The sequence below is a fragment of the Pontibacter mucosus genome (assembly GCF_003054055.1).
Taxonomy (GTDB): Bacteria; Bacteroidota; Bacteroidia; order Cytophagales; family Hymenobacteraceae; genus Pontibacter; species Pontibacter mucosus.
The window spans coordinates 40,448-57,924 of sequence record NZ_QBKI01000010.1; the positions used below are offsets into that span (position 1 = coordinate 40,448).

A 17,477-nucleotide genomic window follows, 5' to 3' on the forward strand; every position below is an offset into this window, starting at 1 on the left:
CAATCGGGAACAGCCGTGTCCCTGGATGTCCGTCGGGGCGCGTTTTAGCCACGTCACTGTGCGCTGTTCTGCTGCCCCTGTTGTTTTGCCATTTCAGTGTATTGTTCATCATGCTTTTTTCTTCTAGCCGCCTCTTCACAGTTATTTTTACCCTTGTACTTTCCTTGCTCTCCCTGGGTGCGGTAGCCCAAAGGGCGGAGGTGATGCCGCTTTCCACTAAACGGCCTGCGTTTATACTTCCTCCTGCCGGTACATCGCCTTTCGTTATACCTCCGGTAGCCAAATATCCCGTCGCGGTAGTGCCTGTCGTGGCGCCAACGGAGCCTAACATCTGGGATTTTGGCGGGATTGGCACTGTCAACTTCAGCCAGGTAAGCCTTTCCAACTGGGCTGCGGGCGGCCAGAACACGGTATCTGTGCTGGGCAACGCCAACCTGTATGCCAACTACGTTCAGGGCAAGCACACCTGGAACAACTCCGTAGACCTGACCTACGGCCTGGTGAAACTGGAGGGCAAGCGCGTGCAGAAGAGCGATGACCGGATGGACCTTAACCTCAAGTATGGCTTCCGCGCCTCCAAGCGCTGGTTTTATACCGGGCAGCTGAACATCAAAACGCAGCTTACCCCAACTTATACTATTACCCGCGACACGCTGCGGTCGGGTTTTTTCTCGCCGGCATCCATACTGGCCTCTCTGGGTATGGACTACAAGCCAAACGACAAGCTGTCGGTGTTTATTTCGCCGTTTACGGGCAAGATGACCGTGGTAAAGGAGCAGCGGCTGGCGGATAAAGGCATGTTCGGTGTGGAGCCTGCCCGGAAAGATGCCGAGGGAAACATTATCCCCGGCACCGGCAAGCGCATCCGGAGGGAGTTTGGTGGTTACGTGAACGTCCGCTACAAGAACGAGGTTCTCAAGAACATCACCCTGCAATCCAAGCTGGACATGTTCTCCAACTATCTGCGCTCTCCGGAGAATGTAGACATCAACTGGGAGAACCTGGTAAACTTTAAGGTCAACAAGGTGGTGTCGGCAAGCTTGTTTGCGCACATCATCTACGACGACGACACGAAAATTGACGTGGACCGCGATGGCGATGATAAAGTTGACGGTCGCGGCCCGCGCCTGCAGCTAAAGCAGACGCTGGGTATTGGCATCTCCTACAAATTTAAATAAACGGAATTTTCTTTTACAGCTATACGTTAAACTGAAATTGTATACTTTTAGGCAATGTTTACGTTGTATACACAGAACATTAGCAAGCTGTTATGAAGAAACTAATCCCTTTGCTGTTTTTCCTTGGATTTGTACTTTTTGTGTCTGAGTCCAAAGCACAATCATCCCTGAGCAGTGACAGCGGGAAAGACGAATATTGGGGTACTGCCAAGGCCGAAACCAAGGGAGCCTCTACGGATGCCGTTGGTCGCCGCGCCAGTGGCCTGGATACACGCTACAATACCTATGAGACAGATACCCGCTCCAGCTTTGCCAAGCGAAAAATCGCCAACAGCAAGCGCATGAAGGCCATTTTGAAGAAAGAAGACAAAATGATGAAAAAGCGCAAGCAGGACAGGAACAGGCTCAAGCGCATGGGCTTGCTGAAAGGCCCCAGCAATTAATACCACAAAAGCTACACAGCAAGTATAAGTACAGCAAGTATAAGTACAGCAAGTATAAGTACAGCAAGTATAAGTATAAAAGGGCTGCCCGAAAGGGTGGCCCTTTCTTATTTAATGCAGACTGCCATACTTTAGACCTCTGCGACCTAGCCCTGTAAAGTATAAAACCAGCTACCTCTGCAAAGTATAAAAGCGGTGCTTCCTTCAGTGGGAGATGGGGACGAAAACGCCTGGAAAGTATAAAGTTTAGCTATACCATAAGCGGTCTTCGTTTATACTTTATACTGCCACTCATACTTTTATAATTGTCGCGTAACCTAACAGGCCTTCGACCGAAGCGGCTTGCCAGGGCATTCGGGGTGCTACTTATAGTATAGAGGAGATTTATACTTTGGCGTAAAAGCAAAACAGCCCCGGCTACATCAGGTTGCCGGGGCTGTTTTTATACTTTAGAGCGCTGCTATACTTACAGCGTACGCTTCACTTCTTTCTCCACGTAGGCTTCAATCACGTCACCCACCTGAATGTCGTTGTATCCTCTCAGGCTGATACCGCACTCGTAGCCTTGTCTTACCTCAGCCACGTCGTCTTTGAAGCGCTTCAGGGCCAGTATCTCGCCATCGTGGACCACGATGCCGTCGCGTACCAGGCGTACCTTCGCGTTTCGCTGAATGGTACCGTCTGTCACCATACAGCCGGCGATAGTACCCACCTTGCTGATACGGAACACCTCACGTACTTCTACGTTGCCAGTGATTTCCTCCTTCAGGGTAGGGGCAAGCATACCTTCCATGGCATCCTTCACTTCGTTAATTGCGTCGTAGATGATAGAGTACAGGCGCACGTCAATCTGCTCCTGCTCTGCCAGCCTGCGGGCGTTGGCCGAAGGACGAACCTGGAAGCCGATGATGATAGCATCCGAAGCCGAGGCAAGCAGTACGTCAGACTCGGAGATGGCACCCACCCCTTTGCCGATGATGTTTACCTGTACCTCATTTGTAGAAAGCTTCAGCAGGGAATCCGAAAGGGCCTCTACCGAGCCGTCCACGTCACCTTTCACGATTACGTTCAGTTCCTTAAAGGTTCCGATGGCCAGTCGACGACCAATCTCATCCAGCGTGATGTGCTTACGGGTACGCAGGCTTTGCTCGCGCTGAACCTGAGAACGGTTGGAGGCAATTTCGCGGGCCTCACGCTCAGAGTCCATCACCAGGAACTTGTCACCGGCCTGCGGCGCACCGTCCAGGCCAAGCAACTGCACCGGCGTAGATGGGCCTGCCTCTTTCATTTTGCGGCCACGGTGGTCGGTCATCGCCTTTACTCTACCGTAGTGCGAGCCAGCCAGCACCACGTCTCCTATTTTCAGGGTACCGGTTTGCACCAGCATCGTGGCTACGTAGCCACGGCCCTTGTCAAGAGAGGCCTCAATCACGGTACCTACTGCCTGGCGGTTCGGGTTAGCTTTCAGCTCCAGTAATTCAGCCTCCAGCAATACTTTCTCCAGCAGGTCAGGTATACCTAAACCAGTTTTCGCGGATACTTCCTGCGACTGGTACTTGCCACCCCACTCTTCCACCAGAATGTTCAGCTGAGCAAGCTCCTCACGAACTTTGTCCGGGTTGGCAGTAGGCTTATCAATTTTGTTCAGCGCAATAATAATCGGCACGCCGGCCGCCTGCGCGTGGTTTATCGCTTCTTTTGTCTGCGGCATCACCGAGTCGTCGGCAGCTACCACAATAATAACAACGTCCGTAATCTTGGCACCACGGGCACGCATCGCGGTAAAGGCCTCGTGACCAGGCGTATCGAGGAACGTAACTGTTTTTCCGCTCTCGGTTTTCACCTTGTAGGCACCGATGTGCTGCGTAATACCGCCGGCCTCGCCAGCTGTTACGTTTGCGTTACGGATGTAGTCAAGCAAAGAGGTTTTACCGTGGTCAACGTGGCCCATAATGGTCACGATTGGCGCACGCTCTTCCAGGTCCTCATCGTTTTCTTCCGCCATTTCCTCCAGGGCCTGCTCTTCCTCAGTAGTGATAAACTCTACAGAGTAGCCAAACTCATCGGCAATGATGGTAATCGCTTCCGCATCCAGGCGCTGGTTAATCGAAACGAACATACCCAGCTGCATACACACCTTGATAACGTCGTTTACGCTCACGTCCATCAGGGCGGCCAGGTCGTTGGCTGACACGAATTCGGTTACGCGCAGTGTCTTAGACTCTGCCTGCTCCTGCATGCGGCGCTCTTCCGTGGCGTCGGCAATGGCCGAACGCTTCTCACGGCGATACTTGGCGCGGTTTCCGCCTGGGCCTCTACCACCGCTCAACTTGGCAAGGGTAGCCTTAATTTGCTCCTGGATTTCCTTATCCGAAACCTCCGTCTTCTCAGGTCTGACAGGCTTGCCTCTGCCGCCTGGCTTGCCTGGGCCTCCCGGGCGTGGGCCACGGTGGTCTGGTCGGCCGCCATGCTGCTGCGCAGGCTGAATAGGGCGGTTCGGGCCCTGTCCTGGTCCGTGCTGCCCTTGCCCCGCTGCGGGTTGCTGGCCACCCTCGGTAGCCACCATAATGCGCTTGCGCTTCTTCTTCTTGCCCTTGCGGTCATCGGAAGAGGCAACAGGCTTGGCGCCTTTTCTGCGCGACTCTACTGGCAATTCGATCTTGCCAAGTACAGTTAGACCCTTTAACTGGTCTGCTTTTGCTGTAATCGTTTCTATATCTTCTTTTGTTTCTGTGCCTTTGTTAGCCTCTGCAGGTGCGGCCGGTTGCTGTGGCGCCTTCTCTGCTACTGGCTCTTTAGGTGCTGGCGCCGGCGCCGGGGCTGCCGGTTTTTCGGCAACTGGCTCAGGCTGCGGCGCAGGCGCTTCTGGCTGAGGCTTGGCAGGCACCTCAGGGGCAGTCACGGCCGGTGCAGCAGGGGCTACTGGCTCCTGCTGTTTTGCAGGTGCCTCCGGTTTCGGGGCTTCCGCTACCGGTTGGGCAGGGGCCTCGGCCTTAGGTGCCTCCGGAACTGGTACGGGGGCAGGAGCTGGTTTTTCCTCCACCGTTGGTGCCTCTGGTTTTGGCTCCGGTTGCTTTGGTATCGGTCTGCCCTTGGCGTCCAGGTCTATCTTGCCAAGTACCTTTATACCTGGAAGTTTAGATGCAGGTTCTGCGGCAGGCTCTTCTTTTTTAGGTGCCGCCGGTGCCTCAGGCAATTTGGCGTTCTTGATCAGGATTTCCTGCTCCGGCTCGCTTGCCTTCTTTGGCTCGTGCACAGGCTCCGACTCAATAACCTGGTTCGTTTGCGGCTTTTTGCCAATATGGATTTCCTCTGCTTCCAGCTTGTCTTGCATGGACGCAGCAAACTCCTTAGCCAGCATACTGAACTGCTCTGCCGTGATTTTGGTGGTAGGCTTGTTTTCCACCTCAAATCCTTTAGCAGAGAGGTAATCCACAATGGTGGATGTACCAATGTTTAAAGTAGTCGCAACCTGTTTAAGCCTCCTTGTTTTTTCTTCTGCCATTTTGTTCTATATGCTGTCTAAGTTATTCGTATTTAAAGTATAGTTGCCTTATTTCTAAGGTATAAGCTGTGCCCCGGGCCAAGTATGTTTCAAAATTAGCGCAACGGAGCACAACTCACAACTATTGATTGTCTTCTTCTTCCAACTCTTCGCGGAGGATGGAGAGCACATCGTCGATGGTTTCCTCCTCCAGCTCAGTGCGGCGCAGCAGGTCCTCCTTCGTGATGGCCAGCACACTCTTAGCGGTGTCTAAGCCAATGCGGCGGAGTTCTGCTATCACCCAATCCTCGATCTCGTCGGAGAATTCCTCCAGGCTGATATCCTCCTCGTAGGTCTCCGACTCACGGAACACGTCGATCTCCATGTCCACCAGGCGGCTGGCCAGCTTGATGTTCTGACCGCCCTTGCCGATAGCCAGGGATACCTGGTCCGGCTTCAGGAACACAGATACGCGTCTGTTCTCCTCGTCGATCTTCATGCTGCTGATCTTAGCCGGGCTAAGGGCACGCTGAATGTACAGCTCCAGGTTCTCTGTGTAGTTGATCACGTCGATGTTCTCGTTCTCCAGCTCGCGCACGATGCTGTGAATACGGGAGCCCTTCATGCCCACGCAGGCGCCTACCGGGTCAATGCGGTCGTCAAACGACTCTACGGCTACCTTGGCGCGCTCGCCTGGCTCACGCACGATCTTCTTGATGGCGATCAGGCCATCGAAAATCTCCGGAACCTCGTTCTCGAACAGGCGCTCCAGGAAGGTAGGAGAGGTACGCGAAAGAATGATTTTCGGGTTTCCGTTCACAATCTCCACGCGCTGCACCACGGCTCTTACTACGTCGCCTTTGCGGTAACGGTCTTTCGGGATCTGCTCATTTTTAGGGATAAGCAGTTCGTTCTCCTCCTGGTCCAGCAGCAGCACCTCGCGGTTCCACACCTGGTATACTTCGCCGGAGATGATTTCACCCACCAGGTCCTTATACTTCTGGAAGAGCAGTTCCTTCTCCATGTCCTTGATGCGCTGGATCAGCGTCTGGCGGGCAGTGAGCACGGCGCGGCGGCCAAAGTCCTCCAGCTTCACCTCCTCCGATACTTCCTCGCCTACTTCAAAGTCCGGCTCAATCTTGCGTGCATCCGACAAGGCGATTTTATCATGGTCCCAGATATCCTCGGAGTTGTCGTCCACGATCTCGCGGTTACGCCAGATCTCCAGGTCTCCCTTCTCCACGTTGAGGATGATGTCGAAGTTCTCATCGGTGCCCCACTTCTTGCGGATCATGGTGCGGAATACATCTTCCAGGATGCGCATCATGGTCGGGCGGTCTATGTTCTTGAATTTCGCAAATTCGGCGAACGACTCGATCAGGACTGAACTGTTCATTATCTTATCATTTAAATGAGATTACAACATTTGCTTTTACAATGTCCCCGAAGGGTATCTGTACAGGCACATACGTTACCTTTTTTCCTTTTTGTTTTACTTCCTCCATCAGGTGAAGCCCGGTGTCGGTTACTTCCTCCAGCTTGCCGGTTTTCTCGGTGCCGTCCTGCAGCTTCACCTTCAGGCTGCGGCCCGTGTTGCGCTTAAACTGCTGCGGCTGCGTGAGCGGGAAATCCACGCCCGGTGAGCTTACCTCCAGCACATAGGCCAACTCCTCGCCATAGGCCTCGGCTATTTTGGCGTTGATGCGGCGGCTGATGGTGGCGCACTGGTCGATGGTAATGCCCTGCTCGCCATCGGCCAGCACCGTAATTTTGGGCCGGGCCGGGGAGTCCGACACCGCCACATCCACGATAAACAGGTCGCCCTCCGGCAGGCTCGCCTCGGCCATCTCTCTTATGTTCTTTGCGGTAAGTGCCATTGCAAACGGTTAAGAAATAAAGAAGGGGACTTCATGTCCCCTCAGCTCCTTGGAAATATTACTGCAAATTTACTACAAATTCATTATATACACAACAAATTATGTAGGGATGATATCTCCCAGGCGATTTTATTGCCGCATAGCAGGGGCAATAAGGGCTGGTGCTGGTATCCGGTGCCCGGCATATGCCGTAGACCTGACCTTCTTGCAGAACACGTGCAGGTGCGCTTTTAGTTCGCTTGCTGGTATGGTATACGAATTCCTGGCGCGAGCTTTCAGCTCGTGGCTTTGCATGAGGCCAGCTTTCAGCTGGCGAAAGTATAAGTATGGCTCTCGCAGGCTGAAAGCCTGTTGGCTAAATAACCACGAGCTGAAAGCTTGTGGCAGAGTTTATACTTGTGCCGTGGGCGCCGGCATACAAGCAGTCCGAAGGTAGCCGTTTAACGAAGTATACAGATATTCTGTAAGGCGGCTAGGAATACATAATCGCAGAATTTGTAAGTTTGCTCTTGTGGCGGGAACATTTAAAAATATACGCAGGCGGGTATGGCTCACCCTCAATACCCTCGTCGTGCTTTGGATGCTGGTGGGCGTGCTGTGCCTGCAGGTGCCGCCCAGCACGTTCTGGCCGGCCGGCTTTGTGGCCTTCTCGCTGCCGGGCGCGCTGGTGCTCAACTTCCTGTTCCTGATCTACTGGGTGCTGCGCCGCTCCTGGCTGCTGGTGCTTCCGCTGTCGGCCTTTATACTTGGCTGGAACTACTACGCCCGCCTGGTGGCCATCAACTTCGGCAAGGACGTACCCGAAGGCGCCAAGACGCTGCAGGTAATGAGCTTTAACGTGCATGTGTTTAACGCTTACGATAAGATTGTGAAGGGCGTGCCGCAGGTATCCACCGACATGATAGACTGGGTGGCCCAGCACCCGGCCGATGTGTTTTGCCTGCAGGAGTTCTACAGCCGCGTAAACTCTATAGAGTATAACAACTTCAAGCGCATCGGCGAGCGCTACGGCAGGTATAAGTTCGCCTCTACCTCGGTAGGAGATCGCGTCAAGGCAGATTTGGGCATTGTGATTTTCTCGAAGTACCCCATTGTGGAAGGGGGCACCATCCGCTTTGACAACACGCATAAGCGCAGCGCCAACCGTGCCGCCTGGGCCGACATCAACGTGAAAGGCGATACGGTGCGGGTGTATGCCGTGCACCTGCAGTCGATGAGCATCAAGGCGGAGGATATTGAGAACACCTACTCGGCCATCGGCAACGAGGAGAGCTTTAAGAAGGAGAGCCGCAACCTGGCGCGCCGCCTGCGGAACGGTTTCGTATCACGGGCAGCGCAGGTGCAGGAGTTGCTGGAGCATGTGCAGGCCTCACCCTATCCGGCCATTGTGTGCGGCGACTTTAACGATATCCCCTTCAGCTATACTTACAATGAGCTGGCAAAGGCATTGCAGAACTCCCACGAAAGAGCTGGCAATGGCGTAGGCGCCACGTACAACGGCCTGATCCCGTTCCTGCGCATCGACAACCAATTTTACAGCCAGGGCCTGGAGGCGTACAACTTCCAGACGCACTACGAGATGGGGCTTTCCGACCACTTCCCAATCTCAGCCACCTACGTGCTGCAGCCAAAGAGCGGGGAATAGCGTTAGGAGAAGGTGCGCAATATTTCGTAATTTTGGACCACCGTCGGCCCTAGCGCCGGTACCTGATAAAGTACGGCCCCTGCCGGGGAGCCTATACTTATAGAACTATGCAACAGAAACTGAACCTGTATAATACGCTTACGCGAAAGAAAGAGGAGTTTGAGCCGCTGCACGCCCCGTTTGTGGGGATGTATGTGTGTGGCCCGACGGTTTACGGGGAGCCCCACCTGGGCCATGCCCGCAGCGCCGTTACCTTCGATGTGCTGTACCGCTACCTGAAGTACCAGGGGTATAAAGTGCGCTACGTGCGCAACATCACCGATGTGGGCCACCTGGAGAACGATGCCGACGAGGGCGAGGACAAAATCCAGAAAAAGGCCAAGCTCGAGCACCTGGAGCCGATGGAGGTAGTGCAGCACTATACCAACATCTACCACCAGGAGATGGACAAGCTCAACATGCTGCAGCCCGACATCGAGCCGCGCGCCTCCGGCCACATCATCGAGCAGGTGCAGATGATACAGGAGATACTCGACAACGGCTACGCCTACGAGGTGAACGGCTCGGTATACTTCGATGTGCCGGCTTACAACAAGGAGCACAAGTATGGCAAACTATCGGGCCGCGTGATTGAGGACCTGATGGCCAACACCCGCGACACCGAGGGGCAGAGCGAGAAGCGCTCCCCGCTGGATTTTGCGCTCTGGAAGAAGGCATCGCCTACGCACATCATGCGCTGGCCTTCGCCGTGGAGCGAGGGATTCCCGGGCTGGCACCTGGAGTGCTCGGCCATGAGCCGCAAGTACCTGGGTACCACCTTCGATATCCATGGGGGCGGACTGGACCTGATGTTCCCTCACCACGAGTGCGAGATTGCGCAGAGCCAGGCTAGCCACAGCCACACCGATGCAGCCAAGTACTGGATCCATAACAACATGATCACAGTGAACGGGCAGAAGATGGGCAAGTCGCTGGGCAACTTCATCAATCTGAGCGAGCTCTTCAGCGGCAACCACGCGATGCTGGAGCAGGCCTACACGCCCATGACCATCCGCTTCTTTATACTTCAGGCGCACTACCGCAGCACGCTGGATTTCAGCAACGAGGCGCTGCAGGCGGCGCGCAAGGGCTATACCAAGCTCATGAACGGCCTGCGTGTGCTCAAGAAGTTGGAGTATACAGAGGAAACCGCCGAGACAGTGCCGGACGAGAAGCTGAACGAGGAACTGCAGAAACTGGCGCAGGAGTGCTTCCGCGGCCTGAACGACGACCTGAACACCGCCAGAACTATAGCGGCGCTGTTCAATCTGCTTAAGAAGATCAACAGCCTGTACTTAGGCCAGATCAACATGGGGCAACTCTCCAGAGGCACCTTCGATTTGATACGCGACACGTACCAGGAGCTGGTGCTGGATGTGCTGGGGCTGAAAGAGGAGTCGGTGGGCGATATGGAGGAGGTGCTGAACCTGGTGCTCTCGTTCTACAAAGAGGCCAAGGAGCAGAAAGCCTACGACAAGGTGGATGCCATCCGGGCGGAGCTCAAGCAGCACGGCATCGTAATCAAGGACATGAAAACAGGAATAGACTGGGCTTATGAAGAATAAACGGAACATGCTGGCACTGTTGCTTTGCGGAACCCTTTGCCTGACCGGCTGCGACTCTTCCGAAAAGGGGAGCACACAACAGGTGACAGCGGTGGAAGAGGAAGAAGCTGCCGCCATGGTGCAGGCACCTGACTTTAACGCCGACTCGGCTTATGCCTTTGTGGCCAAACAGGTGGCATTCGGGCCCCGCGTGCCCAACACGGCGCCGCACTACCAAACCGGCGAGTGGATTGTAGCCAGACTGAAAGAGTACGGCGCCCAGGTGCAGGAGCAGAAGTTCCAGATGAAGGCCTACGACGGCACCGTGCTGAACCTGCGCAACATCATCGCCTCCTATAACCCTGGTGCTGCCAACCGCATCCTGCTGGCCGCCCATTGGGATACCCGCCCCGTAGCCGACAAGGATGACACCGATACAGATAAACCCATAGAGGGCGCCAATGACGGAGGCAGCGGGGTAGGGGTGCTGCTGGAAATCGCCCGTACCATACAGCAGGCCCAGCAAAAGCCCGACGTGGGCGTGGACCTGATCTTCTTCGACGGGGAGGACTACGGCCAGCCGGACGATAGCCCGATGCCGTACGTGCAGGACTCCTGGTGCCTGGGCTCGCAGTACTGGAGCAAGAACAAGCATGTGGCCAACTACCGCGCCAAGTTTGGCATCCTGCTGGACATGGTGGGAGCAGAGAACGCCCGTTTCCCGCGCGAGGGCTACTCCAGGCAATTTGCCAACGAGGTGGTGAACAAAGTATGGAAGGCCGGAAACCGGATCGGTTACTCAGATTACTTTAAGTACCAGAACGCCCCGGCTATCACGGACGACCACTACTACGTCAACACCATCGGCAAAATCCGCATGATCGATATCGTGGAGCTGAACCCGAACGCCGGCAGCGGCGACATCTTTGGGCCCTACCACCATCGCCACACCGACACGATGGACAACATCAGCAAAAACACCCTGAAAGCCGTTGGGCAAACCGTGCTGCACGTGCTCTATAACGAATAGAGGGAGTTTTTGAGTTAAAGAGTTTAGGAGTTAGAGAGTTGGGGAATCCTGACAACGAATAACAAGTAACGAATAACTGGCTTATCCTTTAAGTATAAAAAAGCCCTTGCCTTATACTTTAGAAGGCAAGGGCTTTTTCTTTTTTGTTGTGGAAGGCAAGCTATACTTAGCGCACCAGCCCATCCTGCGCCATCCTGCCAACGGTGAGTTCGGCCAGGGTAACGGAGGCCTTGCGCAGGCTGGAGGGGCTGTGTGACGCACTTTGCGCTGACCATTGCAGTTGCTCGGTTCTTACATCGTAGAGGTTGGTTTCCAGGAAGTATGTTTTCTCCTCGGTGTAATACCCGGGGTCGTAGATGGTGGGGTACCAGTAGGTATAATATCCCCTGAACCTGCCATACCAGCCAAACCGCGTGATGGGTGTATAGCCGTAGCTGCCCGGTACGTAGCGGGTTTCAGTTTCCTCGTCCAGCAGGGCCACAGTCAGTATGGCATCATACTGCTGCTCCCGCACTTTATCCAGTATCTGGTTTACATCCGGCCCTCCCTTCTGCGACATGGTCGGCGGAAACATATCTATACTTTTAGCGCCCTGTATACCCCGCTGCTGCAGCTGCGCCTGCATATCGGTTTCCACCGTCTGCCGTGCCCGCACATTGTCCGTAATGGCCACCACCATTATTTTGTTATAGGCCTGACCGCCTCCCTCAGGATTTTTCCAGGTGCCTGTTATTTGCGTGGAGGGAGCACAGCCCGGTAAAACCAGGGTAAGCAGAAGTATAAATACAAGCAGGAAGTTATACTTCCAGGTTGTTGTTTTAATGTATAACTCCATCACTATTAAACTTTTATACTTATACTTTATAACGAGTGCAGGTCTTGTTTAGATGCTTGCCCGGCAAGGTGTAGTTATAGAGGAAGTTGTTTATATTTGAAGATAGTTTATACTTTTGCAGCGAGGCGAGGTATGTTGGTGTAACTGTGAAAGGAACTCTGATTGCTGTTTCGGGCACAACTTTTTCAGGCGGTTAAAGTATAGGTTTGGGCAAGCCATCCGGCCTGCGTCACCAAGAATAAGGTGCCTGCCATGCTATAGAAAACACCGCGGTTCAAAGCCTGCAAAGGCTTTGCCGCTCTGGTAGATGACCATAACGTGAGTATTAAGATTACCCATACTTAGTTCTACATTTTACATTCTACCCAAAAACTATCAAAACAAAATGAGTTACGAGAAAATCGTTTCGCTGCTTGGCTCCGATGCAGAGAACCTGCTGCAGTACCAGAGCCAGACCATTTCCAAAGAGCAGCTGCACGCACCCGGCCCCGACTTCGTGGACCGCGTCTTTGCGCAGTCCAACCGCTCGCCGCAGGTGCTGCGCAGCCTGCAGCAGCTGTTCAACGCGGGCCGCCTGGCTGGCACCGGCTACCTGTCCATCCTGCCCGTAGACCAGGGCATCGAGCACACCGCCGGCGCCTCTTTCGCCTCAAACCCCATTTACTTCGACCCGGAGAACATCATCAAACTGGCTTTAGAAGGCGGCTGCAACGCGGTGGCCACTACCTTTGGCAACCTGGCGATGATGTCGAGAAAGTATGCGCACAAGATTCCGTTTGTGGTGAAGATCAACCACAACGAGCTGATGACTTACCCCAACAAGTATGATCAGATCATGTTCGGCTCTGTGGATGAGGCCTGGAACCTGGGCGCGGCTGCCGTGGGCGCCACCATCTACTTTGGATCGGAGGAGTCTACGCGGCAGATTATGGAGGTGGCCGAGGCTTTTGAGCGGGCCCACGAGCTGGGGATGGCCACCATACTTTGGTGCTACACCCGCAACAATGCCTTCAAGAAAGACGGCGTGGACTACCATGTAGCCGCCGACCTGACAGGCCAGGCCAACCACCTGGGCGTCACCATCCAAGCCGATATCATCAAGCAGAAACTGCCCGAGAACAATGGCGGCTTCAAGGCCATCGGCTTCGGGAAAACGCACGAGAAAATGTACTCCGGGCTTACTACCGACAACCCTATCGACCTGACGCGCTACCAGGTGGCCAACTGCTACATGGGCCGCGCCGGCCTCATCAACTCCGGTGGCGAATCGAAGGGGGCCTCGGACTTGGCCGATGCCGTGCGCACGGCTGTCATTAACAAGCGGGCGGGCGGTATGGGGCTCATTTCTGGCCGTAAAGCTTTCCAGAAAGACATGAACGCCGGGGTGGAATTGCTGAATGCCATTCAGGACGTGTACCTGGCAAATGAGATTACACTGGCGTAATTTGTAGCAGAACTGCTGATTATTACATATTTTTGTGGCCTGCCTTTGCCAAACCCCCTGGGTGGCTGGGCAGGCCACTTTTTTGATTTTATACTTTAACTCAAAAGTATAGCCATAACTTTAAATGTGCGGAAGCACGCTGTATAACTATGATGCCTTGGTTTAAAAGAGCAGAAAAAGGAATCCATACGCCAACAGAGCAGAAGAAGGAGACACCGGACGGATTGTGGTACAAGTGCCCGAACTGCAAAACCGTGACCAGTATGGCCGAGCACCGCAAGAACCTGAACACCTGCGTGCAGTGCAGCCACCACGACCGCATCGGCTCCAAAGAATATTTTGCCATCCTGTTCGACGACAACGAGTTTGCCGAGCTGGACGAGAACCTGAGCTCTGGCGACCCGCTGGAGTTTGTGGACTCCAAGCCCTACCCGCAGCGCATTGCTTCCACGCAGAAGGCCACGGGCCTGAAAGATGCTGTGCGTACGGCCTATGGCAAGATCAATGGCCAGAACATCACCATCGCCTGTATGGATTTCGCGTTTATCGGGGGCTCTATGGGCTCGGTGGTAGGCGAGAAGATTGCCCGCGCCGTAGACCATGCCCGCAAAACTCGCACGCCTTTCCTGATGATTTCCAAGTCGGGTGGCGCGCGTATGATGGAGGCTGGTTTCTCGCTGATGCAGATGGCCAAGACCTCCGCTAAGCTGGCCCTGCTCTCCGAGGAGAAGCTGCCCTACATCTCTCTGCTGACAGACCCGACTACCGGGGGCGTGACAGCCTCTTACGCCATGCTGGGCGATTTTAACATTGCCGAGCCGGGCGCCCTGATTGGTTTTGCCGGTCCGCGCGTGATTAAGGAAACGATTGGCAAGGACCTGCCGAAAGGCTTCCAGAGCGCTGAGTTTGTGCTCGAGCACGGCTTCCTGGACTTTATCGTAGACCGCAAGCAACTGAAAAACCGCCTGAGCGAGCTACTGAGCATGGTATTGCTGCCAGAGGACGTTACAACCGCTCCGAAGGCTAAAAAATCCGCGAAGGCATCCTAAGCAGAAGTATAGCAAGTATAAATTATTATAAAACAGGAACCTGTTGGTGCTGCTCCGTCAGTGCTAACAGGTTTTTTTATAGGACCTTACGAAAGTATAATTTCTTCTAATATATTCGCACCGCAATATTTTAGCGGTCCGAAAGTACGATTTGGCACAGGACTTGCGTTTGCAGGTGAAAGAACATTATTAACTATTTCAATCAATCTACTTTAACAAACATTTACAGAAATTACTAAACCCGAATTACCATGAGATTTCTAAAACTATCCCTGAGCTCTATGCTCGCTGTTACCCTCCTGTTTACTTCTTGCAAGAGCACTGCTCCGGTGGCAGGTTCAGGTTCCACTACCCAGACAACCGAGAAGAAGGGTATGAGCAAAACGACGAAGGGCGGCCTTATTGGTGCCGGTGGTGGTGCCGTAATCGGTGGCCTGGTAGGCAGCAAGCTGGGTAACACGGCTGCAGGTGCTATTGTGGGTGCTGCTGTAGGTGGCGCTACGGGTGCCGTTATCGGCCGCAGAATGGACAAGCAGGCCGAGGAGCTGGAGAAAAGCATGGAAAACGCCAACGTGGAGCGCGTGGGCGAGGCCATCCGTGTGAACTTCGACTCAGGAATACTTTTCGCGGTGAACTCTGCCGAGTTGAGCGCCTCTGCCAAGCAGGATATTCAAAAGCTGGCTAAGACGCTGCAGGAATACCAGGGCACTGACGTGATTATCGAAGGGCACACCGACAACACCGGCTCTTACGAACTGAACCAGAAACTGTCGGAGCGCCGTGCGATGGCTGTGAAAAACTATGCCCAGAGCCTGGGTGTAGGCGCCAAGCGCCTGCAGGCCAAAGGTTACAGCTACGACCAGCCTATCGCTGATAACAGCACCGTGGAGGGCCGTCAGCAAAACCGCCGTGTGGAGATCATCATTGTGGCTAACGAAGAGCTGAAGAAAGCTGCCGAGAGCGGCCAGATCGACTAAACATCATCTCCATTTTAAAGTTTGAAAGTATAGTGCCTGCTTCCTGTAAGGGAGGCGGGCACTTGTTTTTTATACCTACGGGAGCTGCCAGCGCCATCTGTAAAACTCAGTAGAAGTATAGCCGTTATAGGAGATATACCCGGTACAGCAGTCTGCTGTAGGCCCTGTGGCTAGAGGCAGAATGGATTTGGAGCTGATGAAACTTTTTCAGCAGATGTTTACATAACATTTTAGGTATATAGTGAGTAAAAGGCTCAGGATTATGGATTATCCTGATTCAACTTAAAGAATGAATTATGAAGAATTTTAGAATTAGTCTTTCTATACTCGCCGTCATCGCCATGTTATTTACCTCGTGTGCTTCCAGCCGTGAGGGTGGCGGCATGAGCAGAACCGCCAAGGGCGGCGTAATTGGTGCCGGTTCCGGTGCCGTGGTAGGTGGTGTGGTTGGCAGAGTGGCCGGTAACACAGCGGCAGGTGCCATTATTGGTGCTGCCGTGGGTGGTACGGCCGGTGCCCTGATTGGTCGTCACATGGACAAGCAGGCGGAGGAACTGCAGCGCGACCTGGAGAATGCTGAGGTAGAGCGCGTGGGTGAGGGTATCAAGATTACCTTCAACTCCGGCATCCTGTTCGCCACAAACTCTTCTGATTTGCAGTCTAACGCCAAAATCGAGATCTCGCAGCTGGCCCAGACCCTGAAGAAGTACCCTGATACAAACATCCTGATTGAGGGCCACACCGACAACACCGGTAACAGAAACATCAACCAGCCGCTGTCGGAGCGCCGTGCGCAGTCAGTGGCCAATTACCTGTCGTCGATGGGCGTTGACCGCTCCCGCATGACCACACAGGGTTACGCCGATGACCAGCCTGTGGCGGACAACAGCACCGTGGAGGGCCGTCAGCAAAACCGCCGCGTAGAGATTGCCATCTTTGCCAACGAGAAAATGAAGAAGGCCGCCGAGCGCGGAGATCTATAACAGCATTAAACGTTAGAATTAAGTAGTAGTAGATTGATTGGATAATTGGTGATTACCAGCCGCGCGGGGGCGCGGCTGGTTTTTTTTTTTGTGCCTGTTGGGATGGCGGGTTTATACTTGCAGCCCGCTTCTGTGATTCGCTGCACCGGAAAGTATACCTGAGCCCGGTATTCATCTTATACTTTTATACTTGTGCCCCACATGTGTTATGTAACTCGGTAAGAAGGAAAGTGCCCGCTGATACACAAAGTGCGAGAAATGTAAATTCTATACTTTATACTTTCCAGTTCTTTCGCTGCCTGGTAAAAGCCAGCGTTAGCAGCATGGCGACAACTGCTCCGGCAAAGGCCATGGCTATGTCTTTCTGGGCATCCCATATATCGCCCTGCATCCCCAGGAAATTCATACCTTCCTCTTTGCCTCCGTACACCCAGTCGGCTACAATCCACTCGACCAACTCGTACAGCGCGCTTGAGGAGAGTACCAACTCCACGGGCAGCAGGTAGGTTAAGATGGGCCTCAGCTTAAAACCATAGGCCAACGCCTCGTACATGGGGTAGGTCAGGAGCAGGCCGTAACCCAGATGCACCAGCCGGTCGTAATGGTTGCGCTTAAACCCCAGCTGACCTTTCAGCCATTCCCCAAAGGGGTTATCCTCGTACTGGTACTGGCTGCCGTACACGTGCAGCAGCAGGAAAAGGAAAATCAACGTATAGCTGGTGTCGGAAAAGCGGAAGATGTTGTAGAAGGCTATCAGAAAAATAAGAAGCGACAACGTGAGCGTGTTCTCCAGCAGCCAGTTCTCGAGGTCAGGGGTGGTGAGGCCGGTGTATGCCCAGAATATCAGAAACAGCACGCTGTAAAGTATGTGCAGCGGTTGTTGGCGGTAGGTTAGATGAGGCGAAGTAGTGGCTGGCATCAGGTTAAGTATAGTTCCGGTTCCGAGAAC

The 17,477-nt window shown here is 53.9% G+C and carries 14 protein-coding genes; 9 read left to right on the forward strand and 5 right to left on the reverse strand.

Going from position 1 to position 17,477, the window contains the following annotated elements; all coding sequences use genetic code 11:
- The first annotated feature begins 110 nt into the window (after positions 1-110).
- Both C8N40_RS17665 and C8N40_RS17670 read left to right on the forward strand, forming a co-directional pair.
- Complete coding sequence (locus C8N40_RS17665; RefSeq protein ID WP_245905173.1) at positions 111-1,178, forward strand: DUF3078 domain-containing protein; 1,068 nt, start codon at positions 111-113, stop codon at positions 1,176-1,178.
- Between the two features lie 92 nt (positions 1,179-1,270).
- Entirely contained in the window at positions 1,271-1,621 is a 351-nt protein-coding gene (locus tag C8N40_RS17670; RefSeq protein WP_108213136.1) for a hypothetical protein, read from the forward strand.
- A gap of 466 nt (positions 1,622-2,087) precedes the next feature.
- On the opposite strand, the gene infB is transcribed toward C8N40_RS17670, so the two are convergent.
- From infB to C8N40_RS17685, 3 genes are all read right to left on the reverse strand, one after another.
- Positions 2,088-5,126: a translation initiation factor IF-2 gene (gene infB / locus C8N40_RS17675; RefSeq protein WP_108213137.1), complete on the reverse strand. Its 3,039-nt coding sequence runs from the start codon at positions 5,124-5,126 to the stop codon at positions 2,088-2,090.
- A 121-nt stretch (positions 5,127-5,247) separates the two neighbouring features.
- Positions 5,248-6,501 carry a transcription termination factor NusA gene (gene nusA, locus C8N40_RS17680; RefSeq protein WP_108213138.1) on the reverse strand — a complete coding sequence of 418 codons (1,254 nt, stop codon included), beginning with the start codon at positions 6,499-6,501 and terminating at the stop codon, positions 5,248-5,250.
- 7 nt (positions 6,502-6,508) lie between these two features.
- Positions 6,509-6,982 (reverse strand): ribosome maturation factor RimP, encoded by a 474-nt coding sequence (locus tag C8N40_RS17685; protein WP_245905174.1) that lies wholly within the window; start codon positions 6,980-6,982, stop codon positions 6,509-6,511.
- Positions 6,983-7,493: 511 nt separating this feature from the next.
- On the opposite strand from C8N40_RS17685, the gene C8N40_RS17690 reads away from it, so the two are divergent.
- The 3 genes from C8N40_RS17690 to C8N40_RS17700 all read left to right on the forward strand — a co-directional run bounded on the left by C8N40_RS17690 (position 7,494) and on the right by C8N40_RS17700 (position 11,240).
- Complete coding sequence (locus C8N40_RS17690; RefSeq protein ID WP_108213139.1) at positions 7,494-8,627, forward strand: endonuclease/exonuclease/phosphatase family protein; 1,134 nt, start codon at positions 7,494-7,496, stop codon at positions 8,625-8,627.
- 107 nt (positions 8,628-8,734) lie between these two features.
- The gene (gene cysS, locus C8N40_RS17695; protein ID WP_108213140.1) at positions 8,735-10,231 is read left to right on the forward strand and encodes a cysteine--tRNA ligase; all 1,497 of its coding nucleotides are present in this window, start codon (positions 8,735-8,737) and stop codon (positions 10,229-10,231) included.
- Positions 10,221-11,240, forward strand: a complete 1,020-nt coding sequence (locus C8N40_RS17700) for a M28 family peptidase (RefSeq protein WP_108213141.1) — start codon at positions 10,221-10,223, stop codon at positions 11,238-11,240. Before cysS ends, C8N40_RS17700 begins: the two co-directional genes overlap by 11 nt.
- Positions 11,241-11,406: 166 nt before the next feature.
- Here the strand turns inward: C8N40_RS17700 and C8N40_RS17705 are convergent, their stop codons facing one another.
- Positions 11,407-12,075, reverse strand: coding sequence for a hypothetical protein (locus C8N40_RS17705; protein WP_108213142.1), 669 nt, complete (start codon positions 12,073-12,075; stop codon positions 11,407-11,409).
- Positions 12,076-12,460: 385 nt separating this feature from the next.
- Between C8N40_RS17705 and C8N40_RS17710 the strand changes: the two genes are divergently transcribed.
- From C8N40_RS17710 to C8N40_RS17725, 4 genes are all read left to right on the forward strand, one after another.
- A complete protein-coding gene (locus tag C8N40_RS17710; protein ID WP_108213143.1) occupies positions 12,461-13,519 on the forward strand; it encodes a class I fructose-bisphosphate aldolase in 1,059 nt (352 codons plus the stop codon).
- A 152-nt stretch (positions 13,520-13,671) separates the two neighbouring features.
- Positions 13,672-14,568, forward strand: a complete 897-nt coding sequence (accD, locus tag C8N40_RS17715) for an acetyl-CoA carboxylase, carboxyltransferase subunit beta (protein WP_108213260.1) — start codon at positions 13,672-13,674, stop codon at positions 14,566-14,568.
- Positions 14,569-14,849: 281 nt separating this feature from the next.
- A complete protein-coding gene (locus C8N40_RS17720; RefSeq protein ID WP_108213144.1) occupies positions 14,850-15,545 on the forward strand; it encodes a YiaD family glycine zipper/OmpA-like lipoprotein in 696 nt (231 codons plus the stop codon).
- Positions 15,546-15,841: 296 nt separating this feature from the next.
- Positions 15,842-16,528: a YiaD family glycine zipper/OmpA-like lipoprotein gene (locus C8N40_RS17725; protein ID WP_211318138.1), complete on the forward strand. Its 687-nt coding sequence runs from the start codon at positions 15,842-15,844 to the stop codon at positions 16,526-16,528.
- 274 nt (positions 16,529-16,802) lie between these two features.
- Here the strand turns inward: C8N40_RS17725 and C8N40_RS17730 are convergent, their stop codons facing one another.
- Positions 16,803-17,447, reverse strand: a complete 645-nt coding sequence (locus C8N40_RS17730) for a DUF2238 domain-containing protein (RefSeq protein WP_108213146.1) — start codon at positions 17,445-17,447, stop codon at positions 16,803-16,805.
- Between the last annotated feature and the right edge of the window lie 30 nt (positions 17,448-17,477).